We start from the raw sequence: 21,774 nt of genomic DNA on the forward strand, positions 1-21,774 counted from the left end.
TCAGTTCATGGTGGATCCGATCGTGGTGGAACCCGTCGTCAGGAACGTCGTCGCGGGCAGCGAGCCGTCCGGCTTCCGCGCCCCGTACGCGCTCGTCGCGTCCTTCGACCGGAAGTCCGGCGTACTCACCCCGCTGTCCCAGTTGTTCGCGGCGGAGACGGCGGACGGACTCAGCTTGTCCGGGCCGCCCTTGTCGCCCACGGCGGGGTTTCGCGCGAGGCGCGCCCTGCCCGTGGCGAAGTAGAAGCCGGCACCGGTGTCGGCGTACGCGGTGTTGCGGTTCAGCACGATCGCCCCGGTGTTGGAGTTCTCGGTGAGACCGTTCAGCGTGTTGCCCCAGGCGGCGTCGTTGTTGACGACATGCGCGACCGTGACGCCCCCGCCGCCCAGTTTGAAGCCGTTGCCGTTGCCCTCGAAGGCGGAGTCGTTCCAGCGGTTCCTGCCGTTGCCGAAGGCCCAGGAGTGCTCGACGGTGACCGGCGACGAGAACTGCCACAGGTCGAGGCCGTCGTCGGAGTTGTCGTACAGGCGCGCGCCACGGGTACGTCGTGCCAATGAACGACGACATGGTGTCGTACGACGCGACGAAGGTGAAGGACATCACCCCGGACAACTTCCGCGAGGGATCCTTCGTGATCAAGCGCAGGGGCACGTACTACTTCATGTGGTCCGAGGACGACACCCGCAGCGAGAACTACCAGGTCGCCTACGCGACGGGACCGTCCCCCGCTCGGCCCGTGGACCGAGCGGGGGACGATCCTCTCGAAGCGGCCCGAGTACGGGATCCTCGGGACCGGCCACCACTCCGTGGTGAACACCCCCGGCACCGACGACTGGTACATCGTCTATCACCGGTTCGCCCTGAACGGCCCCGGAAGGCCCGGCGGTGACGGCATGCACCGCGAGACGACCGTCGACCGCCTGACGTTCGCGGCGGACGGCACCATCGAGCCGGTGCTGCCGACCCTGGAGTCGGTCGGACCGGTGCGCTCTAGCTGACGAAGTACGTCGGGTTCGGGATCTTGTACGTCCGGTCGGCGTAGCCGCCGTCCAGGTCCGAGTACTGGTCCCCGAAGTTGGCGACGATCTCGTACCCGAGGTCCTTCTCGATGTGCTTGCGCGTGCCGGACTTGTACTGCACGGTCGTGCAGGTCCAGGTGCCCGGAGTGGCGCAGGCGCTCAGGTAGGACGGCGGGTTCGCGGCATCCTTGAGGAACATGTGGCCGGCGTCGAGGTTCACGTCGGCGCCGGTCTTCTTCAGGTTCTCGACCGCCGCGGTGCGCTGCGCCTCGCTGAGGCCGGAGTTGTAGAAGACCTCGACGCCTTTCTTCTGCGCGTACTGGACGAGCCCGGCGCTGCCGAAGACGCCCGGACGGTCCGCCTTGTTGACGTACGCCGCCCAAGTGGCGGAGTTGTACGTGTAGTTGTAGCGCTTCTCGTAGTCGAGGCTGAGCAGCAGGGTGTCGTCGATGTCAAAGACGACCGCGGGCTTCTCACCCCGGTGGTGGGCCTTGCGGGCCGCCTGGTCGATGTACTTGCGGGCGGCGGAGTCGATACGCGCCAGGTCCTTGGCGTACGGGCTGTACTGGGACGCCTGGTACACGCCGTCCGCGTCCGCCGTGGTGCCGTAGTAGGTGTCGATGTCCTTCACCAGGAGCCCGATGTTGTAGGGCTCGTGGGTGGAGTTGGCCGTGGACTGTCCGGCCGTGGCCGCACCGGCGCCGTAGAGAGCAGCGCCGGTGAGGGCACACGCTGCGGTGATCGCCGCGATACGCAGTGGCTTATGCATGACAGGTTTCTACGCGCGTCACCCTCATGTGCGCGAGACCCGTTGCCCGATCGATATCTCTTCCACAGGCAAAAAACGGGTCAAGCGCTCTGGACGGAACGGTTCCGGATCGATACCCGGTCAGTTCATCGTCGCCCCGATGGTCGTGCTGCCCGTCGTCAGGAACGTGGTGGTGGGCAGGGTGCCGCTGGAGCTGCGGGCGTTGTACGTGCTGCTCGCGTCCGTCGACTTGAAGGCGGGCGTCGAGATCCCGGAGTCCCAGTTGTCGCCGGCCGAGGTGACCGAGGAGCCCTTGCTGACGAGGTCGGTCGAGTTGCTGACGACCACGGTCGCGGCCTGCGCCCGGGTGGGGAGGACGGCGAGGCCGGCGCCCAGGGTCAGGGCCGCCAGGGTGGCGAGTGCGGTACGACGAGACATGGAGAGCGGTTCCCTTCTCGTGCGTGCGGGTGGGGGATGGTTCGCAGGGTGGTTCACAGGGTGCGGTTCACAGGACCGTGTCCAGCCGGCTGAAGACCTCGTCCTGCATGCGGTCGACGAAGACGTGGCCCAGGTCGGGCCACGTCTTGAGGTGCAACCGCTCCTCGGCGTGGCGGGGGCGCCAGATCCACGTCGTCCACGGCTGCCCGGCCGGAGTCACCTGGGCGCACGTGCAGAACATGGCGGGCTCCGGCGAAGGCGGAGGCGGGGAGGGAGCGGTGCCGACGGCGACGAGACCGCCGACGATGCCGGTGAGGAGGGTGCGCCGGGCCGGCATCTCAGCAGCCCTCCTGCCATGGCGCCCAGTCGCCGAGGTAGACCGCGCGCGTCGCCGACTCGGCCTGCTCCGCGGTGAGTCGGGGCCTGTTCTCGGAGACGGTGATCACGGCCCCGGGGCCGCCGTTGCGGTACTCGGCGAACCGCTGGCTCTGCCACGGATAGGTGTCCGACATGTTGGTGTAGGGCGCGACCGCGTCGATGCCGGGGCCGAGGCGGGTGTCCCGGACGGTGAGCATCGGGCGGGCGGTGGTGTCCGAGCCGGGCACCCAGGGTCGGGCCAACTTGTAGAAGGCGTCCGGGGCTTCACTGCTCACCCGGCTCCGTGACACCAGGAAACCGAGCGGGTTGACGACCGCCGTTGAGGGCGCGAAGACGAAGCCGTACGGGGCGGCGGCCAGGTCGGTGCGGTTCAGGGTGCGGAAGTGGCACTGCTCGTAGACCGCGGTCGCCCTGCCGAAGACGAAGTCGCCCTCGACATAGCAGTGCGAGTAGTACTGGCGGGCGAAGGTGCCGAGCGCGATCGAGTCGGAGTACAGCGTGTCCTGGTGGCCGAGGAAGCGGCAGTGGGTGAACGCGCTCCGGTCTCCCTGCACCTTGATGGCCACCGCCTGGGTGCCGGTGATGTCCGGGTGGTCGGCACGCAGCCAGTCGTTGGCGAAGGTGATCCAGCGGGCGGTGAAGCCGTCCGCCTGCACGGTCGTGGTGGCGGAACCGGTGGTGCCGTAGGTGCCACCGCCGGGCTTGGAGGTGCCCGCGGCGTTGTCGTAGACGATCACGACGTCCCGCGGGTCCTCCGAGGCTCCGATCCAGGTCGCCTCCGTACGGCTGATGTCGACGGCCACCGTCTCCCGGTAGGTGCCGGGCGCGAGGACCAGTGTCCAGCCGCTGCCTTCCGCCGCGGTCACGGCGGCCTGGACGGTGGTGAAGTCGCCGCGGCCGTACGGGTCGACGTAGAGGGTCCTGAGGTTCGGGCGCGCGGCCGGTGTTCCGTACCGGCCGAACGGGCGGGGGCCGCCGGCAGCGGCCCGTGCGGGGACGGAGGTGAGGCCGAGCGTGGCGGCCGCCCCGGCGCCCGTCAGGAGGAAACCCCTTCTGGACAGGGGGAGTCGGTGGTGGGGCGAGGGCATGCGGCTGCTCCTTCGGGGTTGCGGCTCGGGTGGGTCGTGCGGGTACTTCCTCGGCGTGGGGGTGCGGCCGGGACGAGGTCGGTCGTCCCGGCCCGTTGCGAAGGGGTCGTGTCAGCGCAGGTTGCCCGCGCCGGCGCGGTGGTCGACGATTCCGGGCACCGCCTTGGCCGGATCGACCTTGGTGCGCAGGGTGGGTGTCCAGCCGGCGCCCGACCGCAGGACCTCGGTGGGTACTTCGGCGTTGTGGACGGCGATCAGATCGGTCCTCTCACCGTTGACGTAGTTGTCGTCGGCGGTGAGCGGCGACTCGTTCCACCGCTTGAGGATCCTTCCGGCACCGGCCCCGCCCGGCAGCGTGAACGCGTTGTGCTCCGCGACGAGTTGGGACTCGATGCCGATGCCGTAGCTGTAGGAGTAGCCGTCCTTGGCCACGAAGTGGTTGTTGTACGAGTCGACCTGCCCGAAGCGCACGCGCGGAGCCCGCTCCACCAGGTTCGAGAACAGGTTGTGGTGGAAGGTGACCTTGAGGTGGCCACGGTCGACGGCGGCCGTGGAGGCGCTGTCGCTGTTGCCGATGAGGATCGTCTTGTCGTGGTCCTCGAAGACGTTCCAGGACGCGGTGACGTAGTCGGCGCCCTTGACGACGTCGAGCTCACCGTCGTGCTGTTCGTAGATCCGCCCGTAGTAGGACGGCAGCGTGCTGTCGGGGTGGTCGCCGTCCGTGAACGTGTCGTGGTCCATCCACACATGCGTCGCCCCGTACACGACCGCACTGTCGTACTCGGAGTTCCAGTTGCCGTCGGCGGTGTCGGTCGGGTCCCACTGCGGGAAGCAGTCGAGGGGGCTCTCGAAGGTCAGGTTGCGGACGATGACGTTGTCGACACCCTTGATCTGCAGGCTGGCGCCGTTGAAGCCCGCGTTCCCGCCGACGCCGATGATGGTGGTGTTGGCGGGCACGGTGGCCTTGATGTACGTGTCCTGGTTGGCGGCGGAGGCACGGCGCAGGCCCTCGGGGCTGTCGTCGGGCTCGTCGTCCAGGGTCTTGTCGTGCCCCCAGACGGCGGGGTCGTACTGTGCGAGATAGGCGTCGAAGTCGTATCCGGGCACCTGGAACGACTCACAGCTCGGGCCGTCGGCGTCGATGACGCCCTTCACCTTGATGATCTTCGGTGCGCTGCCGCCGGCGGCGAGGGCGGCCTTGAAGCCGGCCCAGTCGGTGACGGTGTAGAGGTGCGCGGCGTCGGCGGCCGCGCCACCGGTGGTGCCGGTGCCGTGGGCCCCCCAGCCGTCCTGCGCGCCGAGTACCTGCCGGCCGAGGTCCCGGGACCGGGCCTGCGCGGCGGACGTCCCCGTGACACCGAGCACGAGGGCGGTGCAGCCCACAAGGGATGCTATGACGCGTCCATGACATTTCTGTATACGCACTGTGCGGCTCTCCTTGGTTACGCGACCGAGGCGTCGGTCGCCTCGGGCCAGGTGATCCAGGACGTCGGAATGTCGTCGTGCAGCCGGACGACGTCCCGCGGCGCGAGCAGCCGTGCGCGCAGCAGTTCCCGCGCCACGAGCCGCGCCACGGCGATGGCGCCCGGCGGATTGAAGTGCGTGTTGTCCTGCTCGGTCGCGGTCCAGTTGAAATAGACCTTCGTCTTCTCGACGCCGAGCTCCTGCCACAGCGCCAGCGACAACGCCTCGACGTCGAGCAGCGCCACCCGCTCCTCCTCGGCGAGCGCGCGCATCGCCGCCGGATAGTCGCCGTGGGTCGGCACGGCGTTGCCGTCCGCGTCGAATCTGCGGCGCTCGACGGGTGTCGCGAGCACCGGCCGGGCACCGTGCGCGCGGGCGCCGTCGATGTACTGCCGCAGATAGTCCTGGTACGTCGTCCAGGGCTCGGTGTACCGGGTGGGGTCGTCGCTCTTCTCGTCGTTGTGCGCGAACTGGATGAGGAGCAGGTCCCCCGGCCGGATCAGTCCGAGGATGGCATCGAGCCTGCCTTCGTCGATGAAACTCTTCGAACTGCGCCCGTTCACCGCGTGATTGGCGACGGGAAGATCCTTGTGCAGGAAGAACGGCAATGCCATGCCCCACCCGGTCTCGGGAGCGGCGTCGGCGTATTTCTGGGCCGCGGTGGAATCACCGGCGATGTAAAGCGTGCGATGGCGTTGCGTTGCTTGTGCGGTACCGATGCCTGTGAAAGCGAGAGGAACGGCGGCAAGCGCAGCCGCGGTCACCCGTCTGCGGGTTAGTGACAAGACCGTGCACCTTTCAGGCTTTTAGTCTTTTGAGGGCGCGGGGAACCGCACGACCGGCCCCGACCGGCCGGCAGTCCCCCACAACGGAATCCACCCGAGTTCAGTGGTTTTTCTTCCAGTCGGCCTGAGCAGCGTCGAGCTGATCGGCCAACGTGTCCAAGAATTCCTTCGCGCTCATCTTTCCGAGCAGCACCTTCTGGAAGTTCGGCTCGTTGTCGGCCTTGGAAATGGTGTTCCAGTCCGGCAGGTAGTAGGGCAGCTGCACGATCTTGGTGTCGGCCCCGTTCAGCGCGGCAGCGGCGAGCTTCGTGGGCTCGGCCTTCTGGATCCACGCATCCTTCGCGGCTTCCGTGTTCGCCGGAATCTGCCCCGCGGACTCGTTGTACTTGGAGTTCTCCTCGTGCGAGACGGCGAACTCGATGAACTTCCAGGCGGCCGCCTTGTTCTTGCTGGACTTGAACAGGCTCATCCCGTCGACCGGGTTGGAGATCTGCACCCGCGTGCCGTCGTCCTGCGCCGGATTGGGCAGCCCCCGGAACTTGTCGGCGCCCAGCGCCTTCAGATGGTCCTGATACGACCCGAGGTTGTGGCTCAGCATGCCGATCGTGCCGCTGTCCCACTGGGCGACCATCTTGGTGAAGTCGTTGTTGACGTCGGCGGACGGGGTGTCCTTCTTGTAGAGCGCGACGTACTTCTCCAACGCGGCGACGTTCTTCGGGTCGTTGACCGTGGTCTTGTCGCCGTTCCAGAACGAGGTGATGCCGCTCTGGCCGTACGCCGCGTCCAGGGCCGGCGCGATGGAGCCCTCACCGCCGCGGATGGTGAACCCGAACTGGTTCTTGCCCTTGTCCGTGAGCTTGTCGGCGGCCGTGTAGAACTTCGACCAGGTCGTCGGCGCGTCCAGACCCGCCTTCTTGAACAGGTCGGTGCGGTACCACAGGGTGCCGTTGTTGACCGAGGTCGGGATCTGGTACAGCTGGTCGCCGCCGCCCGCGGCCTTGCTGCTGTCCACCAGGTTCTGGCTCAGCTTGCCGTTCAGCGAGCTCTTGCCCAGCCGGCTGCCCAACGGCTCCAGCGCGCCCTGGACCCCGACCTCGGCGAGCATCGCGGTGCCCACGCCGCCGACGTCCGGCAGTCCGCCGCCCTGGATCGCGGTGTCGTACTTGGACTGGGCGCTCGCGGCGGGAATGCCGACGTAGTTGACCTTGATGTCCGGGTTCTTCTTCTCGAAGTCGGCGATGATCTCCTTCCATATGTCGGTACGGACACCACCGTTGTTGTCCCAGAAGGTGATCTCGCCTTTGCCGGACCCCTCGTTGCCCTTGTCCCCCGCGCTTCCGCTGCCGTCGTCGCCGCAGGCGGTGGCGGTCAGCGCGAGCACGGAGCCCAGGGCGACGGCGAGGGCCGCGCGCCTGCTTCTGCGGATGCTGCTCTTCATTGGTCGGCTCTCTTCTTCTGGATCAGGGCGGAGATGTGGAGTTGTGGGGGATCAGTGACTGGCCCAGGGCGCCCAGTTGTCGTTGCCCTTGAGGCAGTTGGCGACGGTGTACGTCTTCGCGTCGGCGCCACTCATCTGTGGCCGGCGGGCCGTCACACCCGCACCCGGCACTGAGTCCAGTACTCGGTGAACCGCGCGTCCTTCCACGAGAACCCGCTCATGTCGCTCCACGGCGACGTCCTGACCGCGGCCGGCAGCTCGGTGTCCCGGATCAGCACCTGTGCGACGGCCTCCGGTTCACCGCCCGGATGCCACGGCCGCCCCAGGTGAAACGACTGCTCCGGCGCATCGCTCACGACCTTCGACCGGCTCCCGGTCTCGGCAAGCGCTTGCTATGAAGGTGCTGCGTCATTGCGGATCCCAACAGGCATACGGGTGCGGTGGGTTACAAGGAGTCGATCCTGAAGTGCGTGAAGGTTGCCGTGCCGGCGGGACCCGAACCGACGGGCGCGAGCGCGAACAGGCCGAGCAGGGCGCCGACCCAGCGCCAGGGCGTGGCGGCGAAGACGGGACCGGAGGGCCGGAAGCCGTCACCGATGTCGTAGCGGAACCGGCAGCGCGCCCCCGTGCCGATCTCGATCCGCAGCCTTACCCGACCCTCGGGTGCGAGCCGCGGAGGGTCGGTGTCCCTTTCGCGTTCGGCGACCCTCTCGGCGAAGCGGTGCACGAGATGGACCGTCCCGTCGGCTTCCCGCTGGAGGCCGATCCAGCTGAACGCGTCCCCGAGCACCGCCAGCCCGGCCCGCGCTCCGGGTTCATCGCTGTGCAGCTTCAGCTCCACCTCGACGGCGGACGGCGTACCCGGCAGCCGCTGGGTGAGCACGTTCGCGAGTCGGCGCAGGTCGTGCGCGTCGGCCGAGCGGACGCAGGTCATCCGCAGGCCGTCGCCGGAGTGCTGGGTGGCCCAGCCGTCCTGGGGGTTGGCGGTCCATGACCACTGGCGGCCGAAGCGGCCGCCGGGGAAGTCGTCGTCGGTGGCGGGCGCGGCGGGCGGCTGCGGCGGCAGGTCGGGACGCCGGTGCACGGCGACGGGGGCGCCGTCGTCCCCGAGCACCGGCCAGCCTCCCCCACCCTCGGCTTCGCCCGAGCGGGAGGCGCCTCCATCGCCCCAGCTCATCGGCTGGAGGTGCACGACGCGGCCGTACGCACCGCGATGCTGGAAGTGCAGGAACCAGTCCTCGCCGGTCGGGGTGCGCACCCAGCCTCCCTGGTGCGGCCCGTTGACGTCGGTGTCCTTCTGCTCCAGGACGATCTTCTCCTCGTAGGGCCCGAAGAAGTCGCGCGAGCGGAAGGCGCCCTGCCAGCCGGTCTCCACTCCCCCGGCGGGCGCGAGGATCCAGAACCAGCCGTCGTGCTGGTAGAGCTTGGGCCCCTCTAGGGTGAACCACCCGGGTATCAGGTCGCCGTCGACGATCAGCTTGCCCTCGTCCAGGAGTTCGAGGCCGTCGGGGCGCATGCGGTGGCCGGTGAGGCGGTTCTTGACGCCGGAGCGGGACCTGGCCCAGGCGTGCACGAGGTAGGCCTCGCCGGTCTCCTCGTCCCACAGGGGGCAGGGGTCGATGAGTCCCCTGCCGGCCTTCACCAGGTGCGGGCGGGCCCAAGGGCCGCGTATCTCCGGGGCGTTGACCTGGAAGATGCCCTGGTCCGGGTCGCCCCAGAAGATCCAGAAGCGGTCGTCGTGATGGCGCAACGAGGGCGCCCATACGCCGCAGTCGTGGCGCGGGGTCCTGAACTCGGCGGCGGGTTCGAGGCGGTGCAGCGCATGGCCGACCAGGGTCCAGTTGACCAGGTCGCGGGAGTGCAGCAGCGGGAGGCCGGGCGCGCGGCCGAAGCTGGAGGCGGTGAGGTAGTAGTCGTCTCCGACGCGGACGACGTCCGGGTCGGACCAGTCGGCGTCGAGGATCGGGTTCGTGTACGTCGTCACTGTCTCACCTCTTTCGGTAGGGCCCAGGTGGCGCCGAGCTCGGAGTAGAGGGCGAGGGTGTCGGCGGCGGCCGCGACGAGGCCGTCGATGCCGGGGACGACCCTGCGCTCCTCGTCGGGGATCAGCCGCCAGGCCTCCCGCGGCATCGGGGCCGGGTCGGGGGCCAGTCGAATCGCTTCAACGACCTTCATGAAGGCGCCGGTCGCGTCGGGAGTGACCAGCAGTTCGGTGCCGTCGGTGAGGTGGTCGGCCAGGTTCTCCAGCAGGTCGGTGCGGCCGTACTCGTACTCCTCGGGACCGTGGCCGGCGCGCTGGAGCAGGACGCGGTCCTGCTTGTACCAGAAGGTGATCCGGCCGCTGGTGCCGTGCACGACGACATACGGCTCGTCGGGGTCCTCGGCGCACAGGGTCGCGGCGACGGTGACCTGGCCGCCGTGGGCGGTGGTGACGCGGACGCAGGAGGTGTCGTCGGACTCGATGTCGTTGGCGCGCAGCAGCTCGGTCTCGATCTCGGTGACGTCCTCGGCACGCGTGGTGCCGTTCAGGGCCAGGGCGGTGGCGACGGCGTGCGCGAGGGGGTTGGTCAGCACTCCGTCGATCACGTCGACGCCGTTCAGGCGCCGCTTGCCCGCCCAGGGCGCCCGCCGGTAGTAGGCCTCGGCGCGCGCCCAGGCACCAGCCCCGCCGACCCCGACGACCTCGCCGATCGCGCCCTCGGCGACCATCCCGTGGATCGCGGGGACGGCGTGCGAGCCGAGCGACTGGAAGCCGATCTGGCACGCCACGCCCGCCTCGGCGACCCCGTCGGCCATCCGGCGGAACGCGGCGTACGACGGAGCGGGCGGCTTCTCCAGCAGCAGGTGCACGCCCTTGCCTGCGGCCGTGAGCGCCAGGTCGGTGTGGGTCGGGATCGGCGTGCAGACGACGGCGATCCGGGCGCCGGTGGAGTCGAGGAGCGCGCCGAAGTCGGCGGACTGCTCGGGCGCGCCGAGGCCGTCCGGGATCTCGTTCCCGCTCAGCGGGGTCAGCTCGCAGATGCCGGCCAGCCGCACGATCCCCTTGTCCTGGAGGCGGCGGATGTTGTCGAGGTGCCAGCGGCCGTGGCCTCGTGCGCCCGCGAGAACGATGGGTACGGTCATGGGATCCTCCCTGCGCCCGCGCCGCGCGCCACCTCACGGTCGGCCACCGCGGCGCTGTCGATCTTTGTGTGCAGGGTAGGCGTCCAGCCGACGTCGGCCGTGAGGTCGCGCTCGCTGCCGGAGTTGTAGGCGTCGTAGATCGCGGCGCAGTCCAGGCGGTGGCCGTCGTCGTCGGTGTTGGCGTCTATGGTCCCGGCGATCTTGATGATCTTCGGGGTGTCGCTGCCGCCGTCGAGGGCGCGGACGAGGCCGGCGCGGTCGGTGACGGTGTGGACGTGGGTGTCGTCGGCGGCCGATCCGCCGGTGGTTCCGGTGCCGTATGCCGCCCAGCCGTCGTCGGGGGCCACGGTGTCGCGACTGATGTCGCGGTCCTCGGCGCCCGCAGGTGTGCCCGGGATCGCCAACAGGCCGACAGTGGCAGCGAGTTGAAGAATCCGTATCCGCCTCATCCCTTCACCGCCCCCGCACTGAAGCCGGTGATCAGCCACTTCTGGATGAAGGCGAACACGATCACGACGGGTACGGCCGCGATGATGCCGCCCGCGGCGAGCGCGCCGAGGTCGACGCTGTCCGCGCTCATCAGGGTGTTGAGGCCGACCGGGATGGTCTGCTTGCCCTGGTCGCTCAGGAACATCAGGGCGAACAGGAAGTGGTTCCAGGCGTGCACGAAGGCGAAGGAGCCGACGGCGATCAACCCGGGCCGCAGCAGCGGGAGTACGACGATCCGGAACGCGGTGAACCGGTTGCAGCCGTCGACCCAGGCGGCCTCCTCCAGAGAGTACGGCACGTTCCGGATGAAGCCGCTGATCAGGATCATCGACAGCGGCAGCTGGAAGACGGTCTCCGCGATGATGACGCCGGCCAGCGAGTTGATCATCTGCAGGTTGGCGAAGATCTCGAAGAGCGGGACCAGGAGCAGGGCGCCCGGCACGAACTGCGTGCAGAGCAGGGCCAGCATGAAGGCCTTCTTGATCCTGAAGTCGAACCGGGCGAGGGCGTAGCCGCCGGCCAGCGCGACCAGGGTCGTCATCACCAGGGTCGCGACGCCGACGAGCACGCTGTTGTGGAAGTAGGTGCCGAAGGCCCGCTCGTTCCAGACCTTTTCGAAGTGGTCGAAGGTCATCGGCCAGGGCACGAGCGAGGTCGACCCGGCCGGGCGCAGGGCGAAGAGCAGGATCCAGTAGAAGGGGATCAGGGTGAAGAGGAGGTAGATCGACAGGGGAACGTAGATCTGCCAGCGGGGGGCCTCGTCCCAGGCGCGGAGCCTGCCGCGGGACGGGGGCGGCTGGGGCTCCGCGCGCTCGGGAGCGGGTGCGATCTCGGTGATCACTTCTCCCCACCTCCGAACTTGCTCAGCCGCAGATAGACGATCGAGCAGAAGAGCAGAATCACGAAGGCCACCGTGGTCAGGGCGGATGCGTAGCCGAAGTTGTGTGCGTCCACGCTGGTGTTGGCGATGTAGAGCGGGAGCGTCGTGGTCTCTCCCGCCGGTCCGCCGCCCGTGAGGGTGTAGAGCAGGTCGACGTTGTTGAACTCCCACACGGCACGCAGCAGCGTCGACAGCACGATCGCGTCCTTCAGGTGCGGCAGCGTGATGTGCCAGAACTGCTTGATGCGACTCGCCCCGTCGACCTCGGCGGCCTCGTACAGATCCTGCGAGACGGACTGCAGGTCGGCGAGGATGAGGATCGCGAAGAAGGGGACCCCTCTCCACAGATCGGCGACGATCGCCGCGGGGAAGACGGTCGACGTGTCGGACAGCCAGCTGGTGCCGTACGAGCCGATGCCCATGTCCGCGAGGTAACGGGTGACACCCGTCTGGGAGTTGTAGAGCAGCACCCAGATCGCGGAGGTCAGCACACCCGACACGGCCCACGGGGAGAAGACGAGCGCGCGGCCCACCGCCCGCCCCACGAAGGTCTGGTTGACGATCAGGGCCAGCGCGAGACCGAAGAGCAGCTGCAGCCCCACCTCGACGACGACCCACTTGGCGCTGAAGGTCAGCGTGTCCCAGAACTGCGGATCGTCGGTGAAGGCGTGGACGAAGTTGTCGAACCCCGCGTAGCCGTTCCGCCACGGCTTGGTGGGGTTGTAGTTCTGCAGGCTGTAGTAGAAGACGCTGATGACCGGGTAGGCGATGAAACCCAGCATGAGCAGGGCCGCCGGGGCGATCAGCAGGTACGGGAGCCTGCGGGGCGTGGCGGAGGCACGGCGTCGCCGGGGTGGCGCGGGCGGTTTCGCCACGGCTGCGGCTTGGGCCATGACTGGTCTCCGTTCTCGGGACGTCGTGCGTACGGTGCGTGGTGCGTACGGTGCGTGGTGCGTACGGTGCGTCGCGCAGCGTCCGGGAAGCGCTTTCTCCGGGTGCGCGGCCGGTTCCTGGCCTTGCCTGGGGTGGTGCGGTGGTTCAGCCCGCGTACGGGTCGGCGGCCTTGCCCGGCCGGGCCAGGAACTCGAAGTCGCAGCCGGTGTCGGCCTGGGTGATCTGCTCGTTGTAGAGCGCTCCGTAGCCGCGCTCGTAACGGGTGGGCGGCGGTGTCCAGTCCGCCCTGCGCCGCTCCAGTTCCTCGTCGTCCACGTGGAGATGCAGGACACGCGCCTCGACGTCGAGGGTGATGAGGTCCCCGGAGCGGACGAGGGCGAGTGGTCCGCCGATGTACGACTCGGGCGCGACGTGCAGCACGCAGGCGCCGTAGCTCGTGCCGCTCATCCGGGCGTCGGAGATCCGCACCATGTCCCGCACCCCCTGCTTGAGCAGGTGGTCGGGGATCGGCAGCATCCCGTACTCGGGCATGCCGGGGCCGCCCTTGGGGCCGGCGTTGCGCAGCACCAGCACGCTGTCCGCGGTGATGTTCAACTCCGGTTCGTTGATGGTGCGTTGCATGGTCCTGTAGTCGTCGAAGACGACCGCGGGACCGGTGTGCCTGAGCAGGTGCTGCTCGGCGGCGATGTGCTTGATGACGGCGCCGTCGGGGCAGAGGTTGCCGCGCAGGACCGCGACCCCGCCCTCGCCGGCGACCGGGTTCTCGCGGGTGCGGATGACGTCGTCGTTGTGGACGACGGCGCCCTCGATCCGCTCCCCCAGGGTGCCGTCCACGGTCGGCCGGTCCAGGTGCAGCAGGTCGGTGATCCGCGAGAGGAAGGCGGGCAGGCCGCCGGCGAAGTGGAAGTCCTCCATGAGGTACGTCTGTCCGCCGGGCCGGACGTTCGCGAGCACCGGCACGGTGCGCGCGATGCGGTCGAAGTCGTCGAGGGTGAGCGGCACTTGGCAGCGTCCCGCCATCGCGACCAGATGGATGACCGCGTTGGTGGAACCGCCGAGCCCGAGCACCGTGGTGACGGCGTCCTCGAAGGCTTCGCGGGTGAGGATCCCGGACGGCTTGGGCCCGGTCCAGGCGAGTTCCACGGCGCGGCGCCCGGAGGCGGCGGCCATCCGCTCGTGCCCGGAGTCGACGGCCGGGATCGATGAGGCGCCCGGCAGCGTCATGCCGAGGGCCTCCGCCGCCGCGGTCATCGTGGAGGCGGTCCCCATGGTCATGCAGTGACCGGGAGAACGCGCCAACCCGCCCTGTAGTTCTCGTAGTTCACAGTCCGTCAGATTGCCCGCGCGGTGCTCGTCCCAGTACTTCCACATGTCGGTACCGGACCCGAGGGTCTCACCGCGCCAGTGTCCCGGCAGCATCGGACCCGCAGGGACGAAGATCGACGGTATGTCGGCCGAGGCTGCGCCCATGAGCAGCGCCGGCGTCGACTTGTCGCAGCCGCCGAGCAGCACCGCCGCGTCGATCGGATAGGAGCGCAGCAGCTCCTCCGTCTCCATCGCGAGCAGGTTGCGGTAGAGCATCGGGGTCGGCTTCTGGTACGTCTCGGAGAGCGTGGAGACCGGGAACTCGAGCGGGAAGCCTCCGGCCTGCCACACCCCGCGCTTGACGGCCTGGGCGCGCTCACGAAGGTGGACGTGGCAGGGGTTGATGTCGGACCAGGTGTTCAGGACCCCGATCACCGGGCGGCCCCGGTACTCCTCCGCCTCGTAGCCGAGCTGGCGCATACGGGCGTTGTGCGACCAGGTGCGCAGCGGGCCCTCGGCGCCGTACCACTGATGGCTTCTGAGTTCTTCGGGGCGCTTTCTGTCGGTCATATCGACCACCCCGCGGCTATGGCGGCGACCTCCGCGCGTTCGTCCTCCGGCAGCGCCCTGCTCGGCGGGCGGACGTCGCGACGGCACAGGCCGAGGGAGGCGAGGGCCTCCTTGACGACGGTGACGTTGTCGGCGGAGCCGCCCGCCGCACGCAGCTCCTCGAAGCGGCGGATCTGCTCCCAGACCTTCATGGCTGCCGCGTAGTCACCGGATCGAAGCGCTTCAATCATGTTCAGCGAGACGGACGGGGCGACGTTCACGAGTCCGGAGGTGAAGCCGGTGGCGCCCGCGGAGAAGTACGAGGGGGCGTACGGCTCGGCGAGCCCGGCGACCCACACGAAGCGGTCGAGCCCGGCGTCGCGCGCGAAGGCGGCGAACCTGGCGGCGTCCGGTACGGCGTACTTGACGCCGATGACGTTCGGGCAGGCGTCGGCGAGTTCGGCCAGGCGGGCACCGGACAGCTGGGCGTTCCGGATGTACGGGACGACGCCCAACTCGGGAACGGACTCGGCGATGGCGCGGTGGTAGTCGACCCAGCCGCCCTGGGAGACGTACGGGTGGACGGGTTGATGGACCATCACCATCTGGGCGCCGAGGTCGCGGGCGTGGCGTGCGGAAGCGACGGCGGTGGGCACGTCGTGACCGACGCCGACGAGGATCGCGGCGCGGTCGCCGGCCTCGTCGATGGTCAACTCCGTCACCAGGCAGCGCTCTTCGGGGGTGAGGGCGTAGAACTCGCCGGTGTTGCCGTTCGGGGTGAGGATCTGGACGCCGCCGTCGAGCAGCCGACGCAGCAGGGCCCGGTGGGCGTCCTGGTCGACGGAGCCGTTCTCGGCGAACGGTGTCACCGGGATCGCCACCACGTCGGCCAGGGCCGCCCGCTGGGCCTCGAACGTCACGCTGCTCATTCCTGGCCTTCCTGTTCCGGCTCCTCGGGGAACGCCCGCTGGACGAAGGACGCGATGTGGGCGTGCAGCGCACGCGCGGCCGCGTCCGCGTCGCCCTCCACGGCGAGCCGCAGGATCTCGCGGTGCTCGGCGGCCTCCCGCTCCCAGGAGGGGTGGGCAGCCCAGGCCACGGCGGCGACGAGGGCCGCCTGGTCGCGGACCTCGTCGAGCATCCGGCCGAGCAGCGGGTTGCCGCACGGCACGTAGAGAGCGCGGTGGAACTCCCGGTTGGCGAGGGAGCGTTCGGCGGCGTCGGTCGCGGCGTCGGCGCGGGTGAGCGCGTCACGCGCGGCGTCGAGAGAGGCGCCGCGCTGCACCGCGCGCCTCAGCGCCTCGGGTTCGAGCAGCTGCCGCACGTCGTAGACCTCGCGCGCCATGTCCGAGTCCACCATGCGCACCGTGACGCCCTTGTACTGGCTCATCACGACCAGCCCGGTGCCCGCCAGGGTCTTGAGCGCCTCGCGCACGGGGGTCTTGGACACCCCGAACTGCGCGGCCAGCTCGGTCTCGACCAGGGCCTGGCCAGGCGTCAACTGCCCGGTGAGGATGCGGTGCTTGATCGCGTCCAGCACGTACTGGGTGCGGGACGGGATGGGCACGGGGATGGGGATGGGCACAGAGGTCATGCGCGCCTCTCCGAAGTCACGTGTCAGATCCCGGGTATCCGACCTCGCGTATCTGATCTCGCGTATCGCGTCTCATATATGACGTATGAAGTCCGACGCGTTGAAGGTAGGAGGGGGCGCAGGGTTCGTCAATGCTTCTGACAAAGAAGGCGCGGCAGGGGCGGGCACGGAAGGCGTTTCGGCGGGCCCTTCGCGACGTGGAGACCTTGCCCGAGCAGCGCCCCGCGCGCGGCACCGGGCGCAGGGGCCGCTGAGCTTCCGCGGCGGGCAGTCACACGTGCCGACGCCCGTACCCGCGGCAACGAGTCGAGCTCCAGGTCGCCAGGGGCACTAGGCTCCCTGGGCTCCCGTCCGCCAGCCGGGGTCCCGTCCGCTCAGGCCCACCGCGCGGTCCAGCAGGGGCGCGTCCGCGGGGACCGGAACCACGGGGCCGAAGATGCCGCCGCCCCGGCTCGGGTCGTTGGCCGCCGCCAGGAGGAAGTCGTGGGAGACCTGGAGGGCGGACGGGTCGGGGTCGTAGGGCTGGCCGGTGGCTCGGGCCAGGTCCCAGCCGTGGATCACCAGCTCGTCGGCCGCGACGGCGCCGGCGACCGCGCCGGGCAGGTCGAGTCCGCCCGCGCGGGTCATCCCGTTCCAGGCGTCGGGGGTGCGCCAGGCGTCGGCCAGTTCGTCGAGAACCTTCGGGAACTCCGCGCGCCAGTCGGGGCCGATGTCGGGTGCGGCGGCGTCCGGGGCGGTATCGGTCGTGGCGCCCAGGTCCTTGCGGGCGGCGTCGCGGAAGGCGACGGACAGGCCGAGCAGATGGCCCAGCATGTTGCGCACCGCGCAGTCGGGGCAGGGCGTCGGCGCCGTCAGCTGCTCCTCGCGCACGCCCTCCACGAGCCGAGCGATCACACGCGTCTGTGGTCCGAGGTCGAGGGTCTTTTCAGTCATCCACAGCACTCCTCACGGTTCTGGTTCTGGTTCTGGTTCTGGGGAGTAGACCGGCCGGCGCCCGAAAACTCATCGCCGTCAGGACATAGGGCAACTGCCCCATCCCCCGGGCAGGGCCTTAGCCCCACGATGACCAGGCATGACGACATCGACCTGGACAGCGCCCCGCGTCCTGCGGGAGCGCAACGCACGGCTGTATCTCACCTGCGTGGTGGTCTCCGGCTTCGGCACCTCGGCGCTGTGGCTGGCCTCCGGTGTGTGGGTCAAGGACCTCACCGGCTCCGACGGCCTGGCCGCGCTGTGCCTGCTCGCCATGTGGGCGCCGGCCCTGGCCGGGCCGGCGCTCGGCACCCTCGCCGACCGCACCCGCCCAAACCCCTCCTGATCTGCTCGAACCTGCTCCTGGCCGCCCTCCTGCTCACCCTCCTCACCGTCGACTCCCCCAAGGCGCTGTGGCTCCTGTACGCGGTCCTGTTCGTCTACGGCGCCACGGGCGTCGTCCATGAGGCGGCCGAGTCCGCTCTCGTCGCCGCGGTGGTCCCCGCGGCCCTGCTCGGCGATTTCAACGGGCTGCGCATGACGGCGACCGAGGGCATGAAGCTGCTGGCACCCCTGGCCGGGGCGGGCCTGTACTCGGCGTACGGCGGCGGCAGCGTCGCCCTCCTGGATGCCGTGACGTTCGTGCTCGCCACGGGTGTGCTCTGCCGCCTCCGCGTCCCCGAGCGCAGGCCTGAGCCGCCCGTCGGCACCTGGCGGGCACGGACGGCGGAAGGCGCCCACCACCTCCGGCACCACCCGCGCCTGCGCCCGCTGGTCCTGGCGGGCGGCGCCATGATGTTCTTCGCGGGCGTCGGCGGCGCGTTGCTCTATGCGGTCGTCGCGGGCCTCGGGCACTCGCCCGCCTACGCCGGTGTGCTGTACGCCGTCCAGGGTGCCGGCTCGGTGGTGGTAGGGCTGCTGTCCGGGCCCGCCCTGCGCCTTCTCGGCGAGCGGCGGTTCGCCGCGTGCGGCATCGCCCTCACCGCCGTCGCCGTGGCGCTGCGTGCCGTCGCCTCCGACCCGGTGACCGTGGCGTGCAGCGCGGCGAGCGGAGTGGGACTGCCGTGCGTTCTGATCGCGGCGCTGACCGCCGTGCAGCGCGAGACTCCGGACGCGCTGCTGGGCCGTACGACCGCCACGGCCAACACGCTGATGTTCACGCCCAACGTGATCGGGCTGGTCGTGGGAGCCCTCCTGGTCGAACTGGCCGACTACCGGCTGCTGTTGCTGATCCTGGGAGCGGGACTGCTGGTTACGGCGGTCCCGCTGTTTCACAGCCCGGCGAGCGCCGACCGCACCGCCTCCAGGTCCCCGTCCGACGCCAACCCGGCGTGATACAGCCGCAGTTCGGTGGCGCCGCGGCCCCGGGCCTCGGCCGCGTCCGCGGCCAGCGTGTCCGGGCTGCCGCCCATCCCGGAGACCACGGGGAAGTTGGCGGCGATGACGGCCTCTTCGAGGCCCTGTTCGGAGAAGGGGCTCAACGGGCCCGTACCGTCGCCGCACGGCACGACGACGCCGTCCGCGACGGACAGGATGTGCTCGGGGTCGACGCCCGGGTTGGCGCCGACGTGATACGTCACCGGGTCGGCGTGCAGCAGTACCTGGAAGCCCTCGGGCGCCGCGTCGCGCACCGCGCGGACCGCCGTCTCCTGGAGGGTGCGGGCGACCGGGTCGCGCCACGCGCGCGTGGCGGCCGCCTTCTCCTCGCCGAGCAGCTTCTCGACCCCGGCCCAGTCCCCGGCGTCGGGTGCGCCCTGCCACAGCGGTTTGAGCGCCTCACGCACGGCGGCCGCCAACTCGTCTGCGTCCAGGCCCTGTTCGCCGTATCCCTGCCGGCAGGCGGGGCAGAAGCAGAGCGCCATCAGGTACATCCCGGCGTCCCCGAGCGGCACCCCGCCGGTCTTGTCGTGGGCGTGCAGATGCTGGAGCCCGTACCAGCCGAGCGACTCCAGTTCGGTGCCGCGCGCTCCCGGTCGTACGGCTGCCTCGGCGGCCAGGTCGACGAGGTAGGCGCGCGTGGCGGGCTGGGCGATGCACGGGGCCCAGGGGTAGCGGTCGCCGTAGGCGTTGACGACAGAAGTGTCCGGATGCTCGGCGCCCAGGCGGGAGTTGTGCGCGAGCACGACCCAGGTGTGCACCTCCAGACCGGCGTCCGCGAGCGCCGTCGCGGCCTCGCCGAAGGCGTCCCCGGGCGCCCAGTCGCCGGCCGCGTACGGCCGCAGCGCACGCCCTTCCCAGCGGCCGTCGGCCGGATACAGCACCGCCGCGTGCTCGGCCGTGACGATGCGGCGTTGCGGGTGGCGGGGCGTCAGCGCGCGCGTGGAGTGGTAGGCGGCGGCGAGGGTCACCTGCCGCACGCCGAGCCCGGCGATGCGCGCGGCGGCCTCGGGGTCCCCGTTGACGTCCCAGGGGTAGACGAAAGTCGACGCCTTCACTTGTCTTCCTCCAGCAGCTCGTATCCGCGGTCGATCAGCTCGGCGAGCTGCTTCACATGGTCCTCGGCCGGCTCGTGCAGGGGCGGCCTGACCTCACCCACGTCCAGTCCGCGCAGCCGTACACCGGCCTTGACCAGGGCGACGGCGTAGCCGCGTCCCTGCGCGCGCAGCTCGACGAACGGGCGGTAGAAGCCGTCGAGGAGGCGGTGCGCGACGGCGTCGTCGCCGGTCTGGAGGGCCTGGTGGAAGGCGAGGGCGATCTCGGGGACGAAGCAGAAGACCGCGGAGGAGTAGAGCGTGATGCCGATGCCGCGGTAGGCGAGCTGGGTCTGTTCGGCGGTCGGCAGGCCGTTGAAGTAGAGGAAGTCGCCGGGGACCTCGGTGCGTACGGCGCTGACGATGCGCTGCATGAGGTCGAGGTCGCCGAGGCCGTCCTTGAAGCCGATGATCCCGTCGGTGCGGGCCAGCTCGACGACGCCCTCCGGAGTGAACACGGCGTTGTCGCGCTGGTAGACGATGACGGGCAGGCCACTCGCCGCGGCCACCGCCCGGTAGTGCCGCACCAGCCCCTCCTGTCCGGCGGCCACGAGGTACGGCGGCAGGGCGAGCAGGCCGTCCGCACCGGCGGCCTCGGCGAGGCGCGCGTACCGCACGGCGAGCGCGGTGCCGTACCCGGCGCCGGCGACGACCGGCACGCGTCCGGCCGTCTCCTCGACGGCCGCCCGCACACAGGCCTCGAACTCCTCCGGCGTGAGCGCGTGGAACTCACCGGTGCCACAGCATGCGAAGACCGCGGCGGCCCCGGCCTCGACCCCGCGGCGCACATGCGCGCGGTACACGTCGACGTCGACCGAGCCGTCGGGACCGTAGGCCGTGACCGGGAAGAACAGCGGTCCGCTGGGGATGCTGAGTCGCTCGGCGAGGGGGGCTGGCGTCACGGGCGCTCCCGGTTCCATGTTTATGATCGGCGTCCATATTTCTGAACACTCACACGCTAAGCCGCCCCCTCACGGCCGGTCAAGCGCGCCAACCCGCATCACACCAGCGGATTTCCGCCGCCCGCGCGTCGCCTGCGGAATACTTGACGGGCCCGGCTCCGGCTCCCTAGCGTGTCCATGGATGTGAATAGCGTGCACACATACAGCCGCTCAACCGAAGGAGAAGCGCGGATGCCAGCCCCACGCACCGTTCTGCTCACCGGCGCCGCCGGCGGGCTCGGCACCCTGATGCGGAACCTGCTCCCGGCCTTCGGCTACGAGCTGCGCCTCCTCGACGTGCGCCCGATCGAGGGCGGCCCGGATGCGGTCACCGCGGATCTCGCCGACAAGAAGGCCCTGCGCGAGGCGGTACGGGGCGTCGACGCGATCATCCACCTCGCCGGCATCTCCCTGGAAGCCCCCTTCGAGAAGATCCTCGCGGCGAACATCGAGGGCACCTACAACCTGTACGAGGCCGCGCGCGAGGAAGGCGTCGGCCGCATCGTCTTCGCCTCCTCCAACCACGCGGTCGGCTTCACCCCGCGCCCCACGGGCGACACACCTCTTGATCCGAGCGTGCTGATCCCCATCGACACCCCGCGCCGCCCGGACACCTTCTACGGCCTGTCCAAGTCCTTCGGCGAGGACCTCGCGCAGCTCTACTGGGACAAGTACGGCCTGGAGACGGTGTCGGTACGCATCGGCTCCTGCTTCCCCGAGCCCACCAGCGTGCGCATGCTGTCGATCTGGATGAGCCCGCCCGACGGCGCCCGCCTCTTCCACGCGGCCCTGACCGCACAGGGCGTCGGCCACACCGTCGTCTACGGCTCCTCCGCCAACACCCGCCTGTGGTGGGACCTGTCGACGGCACGGGCGCTGGGCTACGAGCCGCAGGACGACTCCGAGCCGTACGCCCAGAAGCTGATCGCCGAGCAGGGTGAGCTGGACCCGGAGAACATCGGGCACGCCTACCTGGGCGGCGCCTTCGTGAACGACCCGCCGATCTGGCCGTACTGACGTCCCTCACCGAGGCCGCCGAGCGGCCCGAAACGATCGTTCGCGACGGCGGGCGGGCACCGAACGGGCCCGCCCGCGTCGCATTCGGGCACCACACCTGCCCGATCTCACGCCCCCGCTCACAGTCACGCAGGTCCGAGGCGGGCACTCCGCTCGGCAAACGGACCCACACGGGCAGCA

At 70.1% G+C, this 21,774-nt stretch carries 17 protein-coding genes and 6 pseudogenes; 3 read left to right on the forward strand and 20 right to left on the reverse strand.

Annotation, left to right across the window (positions count from 1 at the left end; translation table 11 throughout):
* Nucleotides 1-546 (reverse strand): annotated as a pseudogene (locus tag OOK07_RS09555) (right-handed parallel beta-helix repeat-containing protein); the annotation flags it as partial.
* Between OOK07_RS09555 and OOK07_RS09560 the strand changes: the two are divergent.
* Nucleotides 528-999, forward strand: a pseudogene (locus OOK07_RS09560) (family 43 glycosylhydrolase); the annotation flags it as partial. The pseudogenes OOK07_RS09555 and OOK07_RS09560 overlap by 19 nt on opposite strands.
* On the opposite strand, the gene OOK07_RS09565 reads toward OOK07_RS09560, so the two are convergent.
* From OOK07_RS09565 to OOK07_RS09645, 17 genes and pseudogenes are all read right to left on the reverse strand, one after another.
* Complete coding sequence (locus OOK07_RS09565) at nucleotides 992-1,789, reverse strand: HAD family acid phosphatase (protein WP_266678765.1); 798 nt, start codon at nucleotides 1,787-1,789, stop codon at nucleotides 992-994. The pseudogene OOK07_RS09560 and the gene OOK07_RS09565 sit on opposite strands and share 8 nt — an antisense overlap.
* Before the next feature lie 120 nt (nucleotides 1,790-1,909).
* Nucleotides 1,910-2,116: pseudogene (locus OOK07_RS09570) on the reverse strand (right-handed parallel beta-helix repeat-containing protein); the annotation flags it as partial.
* 157 nt (nucleotides 2,117-2,273) lie between these two features.
* Nucleotides 2,274-2,543 carry a hypothetical protein gene (locus OOK07_RS43645; protein WP_406311429.1) on the reverse strand — a complete coding sequence of 90 codons (270 nt, stop codon included), beginning with the start codon at nucleotides 2,541-2,543 and terminating at the stop codon, nucleotides 2,274-2,276.
* A 1-nt stretch (nucleotide 2,544) separates the two neighbouring features.
* Nucleotides 2,545-3,672, reverse strand: coding sequence for a pectinesterase family protein (locus OOK07_RS09580; protein WP_266795917.1), 1,128 nt, complete (start codon nucleotides 3,670-3,672; stop codon nucleotides 2,545-2,547).
* Between the two features lie 111 nt (nucleotides 3,673-3,783).
* Nucleotides 3,784-5,097, reverse strand: a complete 1,314-nt coding sequence (locus tag OOK07_RS09585) for a pectate lyase family protein (protein ID WP_524540312.1) — start codon at nucleotides 5,095-5,097, stop codon at nucleotides 3,784-3,786.
* A 17-nt stretch (nucleotides 5,098-5,114) separates the two neighbouring features.
* Complete coding sequence (locus tag OOK07_RS09590) at nucleotides 5,115-5,921, reverse strand: rhamnogalacturonan acetylesterase (protein ID WP_266795919.1); 807 nt, start codon at nucleotides 5,919-5,921, stop codon at nucleotides 5,115-5,117.
* Nucleotides 5,922-6,021: 100 nt separating this feature from the next.
* Nucleotides 6,022-7,359 (reverse strand): ABC transporter substrate-binding protein, encoded by a 1,338-nt coding sequence (locus OOK07_RS09595; RefSeq protein WP_266795921.1) that lies wholly within the window; start codon nucleotides 7,357-7,359, stop codon nucleotides 6,022-6,024.
* Between the two features lie 51 nt (nucleotides 7,360-7,410).
* A pseudogene (locus OOK07_RS09600) lies at nucleotides 7,411-7,730 on the reverse strand (pectinesterase family protein); the annotation flags it as partial.
* A gap of 74 nt (nucleotides 7,731-7,804) precedes the next feature.
* Nucleotides 7,805-9,343, reverse strand: coding sequence for a glycoside hydrolase family 43 protein (locus tag OOK07_RS09605; RefSeq protein ID WP_266795923.1), 1,539 nt, complete (start codon nucleotides 9,341-9,343; stop codon nucleotides 7,805-7,807).
* Nucleotides 9,340-10,482 (reverse strand): Gfo/Idh/MocA family protein, encoded by a 1,143-nt coding sequence (locus OOK07_RS09610; protein ID WP_266795925.1) that lies wholly within the window; start codon nucleotides 10,480-10,482, stop codon nucleotides 9,340-9,342. Before OOK07_RS09610 ends, OOK07_RS09605 begins: the two co-directional genes overlap by 4 nt.
* 143 nt (nucleotides 10,483-10,625) lie before the next feature.
* Nucleotides 10,626-10,931: pseudogene (locus tag OOK07_RS09615) on the reverse strand (pectate lyase family protein); the annotation flags it as partial.
* A complete protein-coding gene (locus tag OOK07_RS09620; RefSeq protein WP_405672503.1) occupies nucleotides 10,928-11,812 on the reverse strand; it encodes a carbohydrate ABC transporter permease in 885 nt (294 codons plus the stop codon). The gene OOK07_RS09620 and the pseudogene OOK07_RS09615, both read right to left, overlap by 4 nt.
* The gene (locus OOK07_RS09625; protein ID WP_266795926.1) at nucleotides 11,809-12,744 is read right to left on the reverse strand and encodes a carbohydrate ABC transporter permease; all 936 of its coding nucleotides are present in this window, start codon (nucleotides 12,742-12,744) and stop codon (nucleotides 11,809-11,811) included. The genes OOK07_RS09620 and OOK07_RS09625 overlap by 4 nt, the downstream gene beginning before the upstream one ends.
* A 145-nt stretch (nucleotides 12,745-12,889) precedes the next feature.
* Nucleotides 12,890-14,620, reverse strand: coding sequence for an L-arabinonate dehydratase (araD, locus tag OOK07_RS09630; protein ID WP_266795928.1), 1,731 nt, complete (start codon nucleotides 14,618-14,620; stop codon nucleotides 12,890-12,892).
* On the reverse strand, nucleotides 14,617-15,528 hold the full coding sequence (locus tag OOK07_RS09635; RefSeq protein ID WP_266678781.1) for a dihydrodipicolinate synthase family protein: 912 nt from the start codon (nucleotides 15,526-15,528) through the stop codon (nucleotides 14,617-14,619). Before OOK07_RS09635 ends, araD begins: the two co-directional genes overlap by 4 nt.
* On the reverse strand, nucleotides 15,525-16,193 hold the full coding sequence (locus OOK07_RS09640; protein ID WP_266678783.1) for a GntR family transcriptional regulator: 669 nt from the start codon (nucleotides 16,191-16,193) through the stop codon (nucleotides 15,525-15,527). The genes OOK07_RS09635 and OOK07_RS09640 overlap by 4 nt, the downstream gene beginning before the upstream one ends.
* 330 nt (nucleotides 16,194-16,523) lie before the next feature.
* Complete coding sequence (locus tag OOK07_RS09645) at nucleotides 16,524-17,126, reverse strand: TIGR03086 family metal-binding protein (RefSeq protein WP_266678785.1); 603 nt, start codon at nucleotides 17,124-17,126, stop codon at nucleotides 16,524-16,526.
* A gap of 139 nt (nucleotides 17,127-17,265) precedes the next feature.
* Here OOK07_RS09645 and OOK07_RS09650 point away from each other — a divergent pair.
* Nucleotides 17,266-18,500, forward strand: a pseudogene (locus OOK07_RS09650) (MFS transporter).
* Here the strand turns inward: OOK07_RS09650 and OOK07_RS09655 are convergent.
* Together OOK07_RS09655 and OOK07_RS09660 are read right to left on the reverse strand one after the other, a co-directional pair.
* On the reverse strand, nucleotides 18,437-19,600 hold the full coding sequence (locus OOK07_RS09655; RefSeq protein WP_266795930.1) for a hypothetical protein: 1,164 nt from the start codon (nucleotides 19,598-19,600) through the stop codon (nucleotides 18,437-18,439). The pseudogene OOK07_RS09650 and the gene OOK07_RS09655 sit on opposite strands and share 64 nt — an antisense overlap.
* Entirely contained in the window at nucleotides 19,597-20,538 is a 942-nt protein-coding gene (locus OOK07_RS09660; protein ID WP_266678796.1) for a 5-dehydro-4-deoxyglucarate dehydratase, read from the reverse strand. Before OOK07_RS09660 ends, OOK07_RS09655 begins: the two co-directional genes overlap by 4 nt.
* Nucleotides 20,539-20,769: 231 nt before the next feature.
* Between OOK07_RS09660 and OOK07_RS09665 the strand changes: the two genes are divergently transcribed.
* Nucleotides 20,770-21,594, forward strand: coding sequence for an NAD-dependent epimerase/dehydratase family protein (locus tag OOK07_RS09665; protein WP_266678798.1), 825 nt, complete (start codon nucleotides 20,770-20,772; stop codon nucleotides 21,592-21,594).
* The last annotated feature ends 180 nt before the right edge of the window (nucleotides 21,595-21,774 follow it).

Source organism: Streptomyces sp. NBC_00078, from assembly GCF_026343335.1.
Classification (GTDB): domain Bacteria; phylum Actinomycetota; class Actinomycetes; order Streptomycetales; family Streptomycetaceae; genus Streptomyces.

Bases quoted from the DNA above. Each gene is read 5' to 3' on its own strand.
- OOK07_RS09645 (WP_266678785.1), bottom strand. From the start codon at position 17,126: ATGACTGAAAAGACCCTCGACCTCGGACCACAGACGCGTGTGATCGCT.
- OOK07_RS09665 (WP_266678798.1), top strand. From the start codon at position 20,770: ATGCCAGCCCCACGCACCGTTCTGCTCACCGGCGCCGCCGGCGGGCTC.
- OOK07_RS09635 (WP_266678781.1), bottom strand. From the start codon at position 15,528: ATGAGCAGCGTGACGTTCGAGGCCCAGCGGGCGGCCCTGGCCGACGTG.
- OOK07_RS09610 (WP_266795925.1), bottom strand. From the start codon at position 10,482: ATGACCGTACCCATCGTTCTCGCGGGCGCACGAGGCCACGGCCGCTGG.
- araD (WP_266795928.1), bottom strand. From the start codon at position 14,620: ATGACCGACAGAAAGCGCCCCGAAGAACTCAGAAGCCATCAGTGGTAC.
- OOK07_RS09640 (WP_266678783.1), bottom strand. From the start codon at position 16,193: ATGACCTCTGTGCCCATCCCCATCCCCGTGCCCATCCCGTCCCGCACC.
- OOK07_RS43645 (WP_406311429.1), bottom strand. From the start codon at position 2,543: ATGCCGGCCCGGCGCACCCTCCTCACCGGCATCGTCGGCGGTCTCGTC.
- OOK07_RS09580 (WP_266795917.1), bottom strand. From the start codon at position 3,672: ATGCCCTCGCCCCACCACCGACTCCCCCTGTCCAGAAGGGGTTTCCTC.
- OOK07_RS09595 (WP_266795921.1), bottom strand. From the start codon at position 7,359: ATGAAGAGCAGCATCCGCAGAAGCAGGCGCGCGGCCCTCGCCGTCGCC.
- OOK07_RS09565 (WP_266678765.1), bottom strand. From the start codon at position 1,789: ATGCATAAGCCACTGCGTATCGCGGCGATCACCGCAGCGTGTGCCCTC.
- OOK07_RS09625 (WP_266795926.1), bottom strand. From the start codon at position 12,744: ATGGCCCAAGCCGCAGCCGTGGCGAAACCGCCCGCGCCACCCCGGCGA.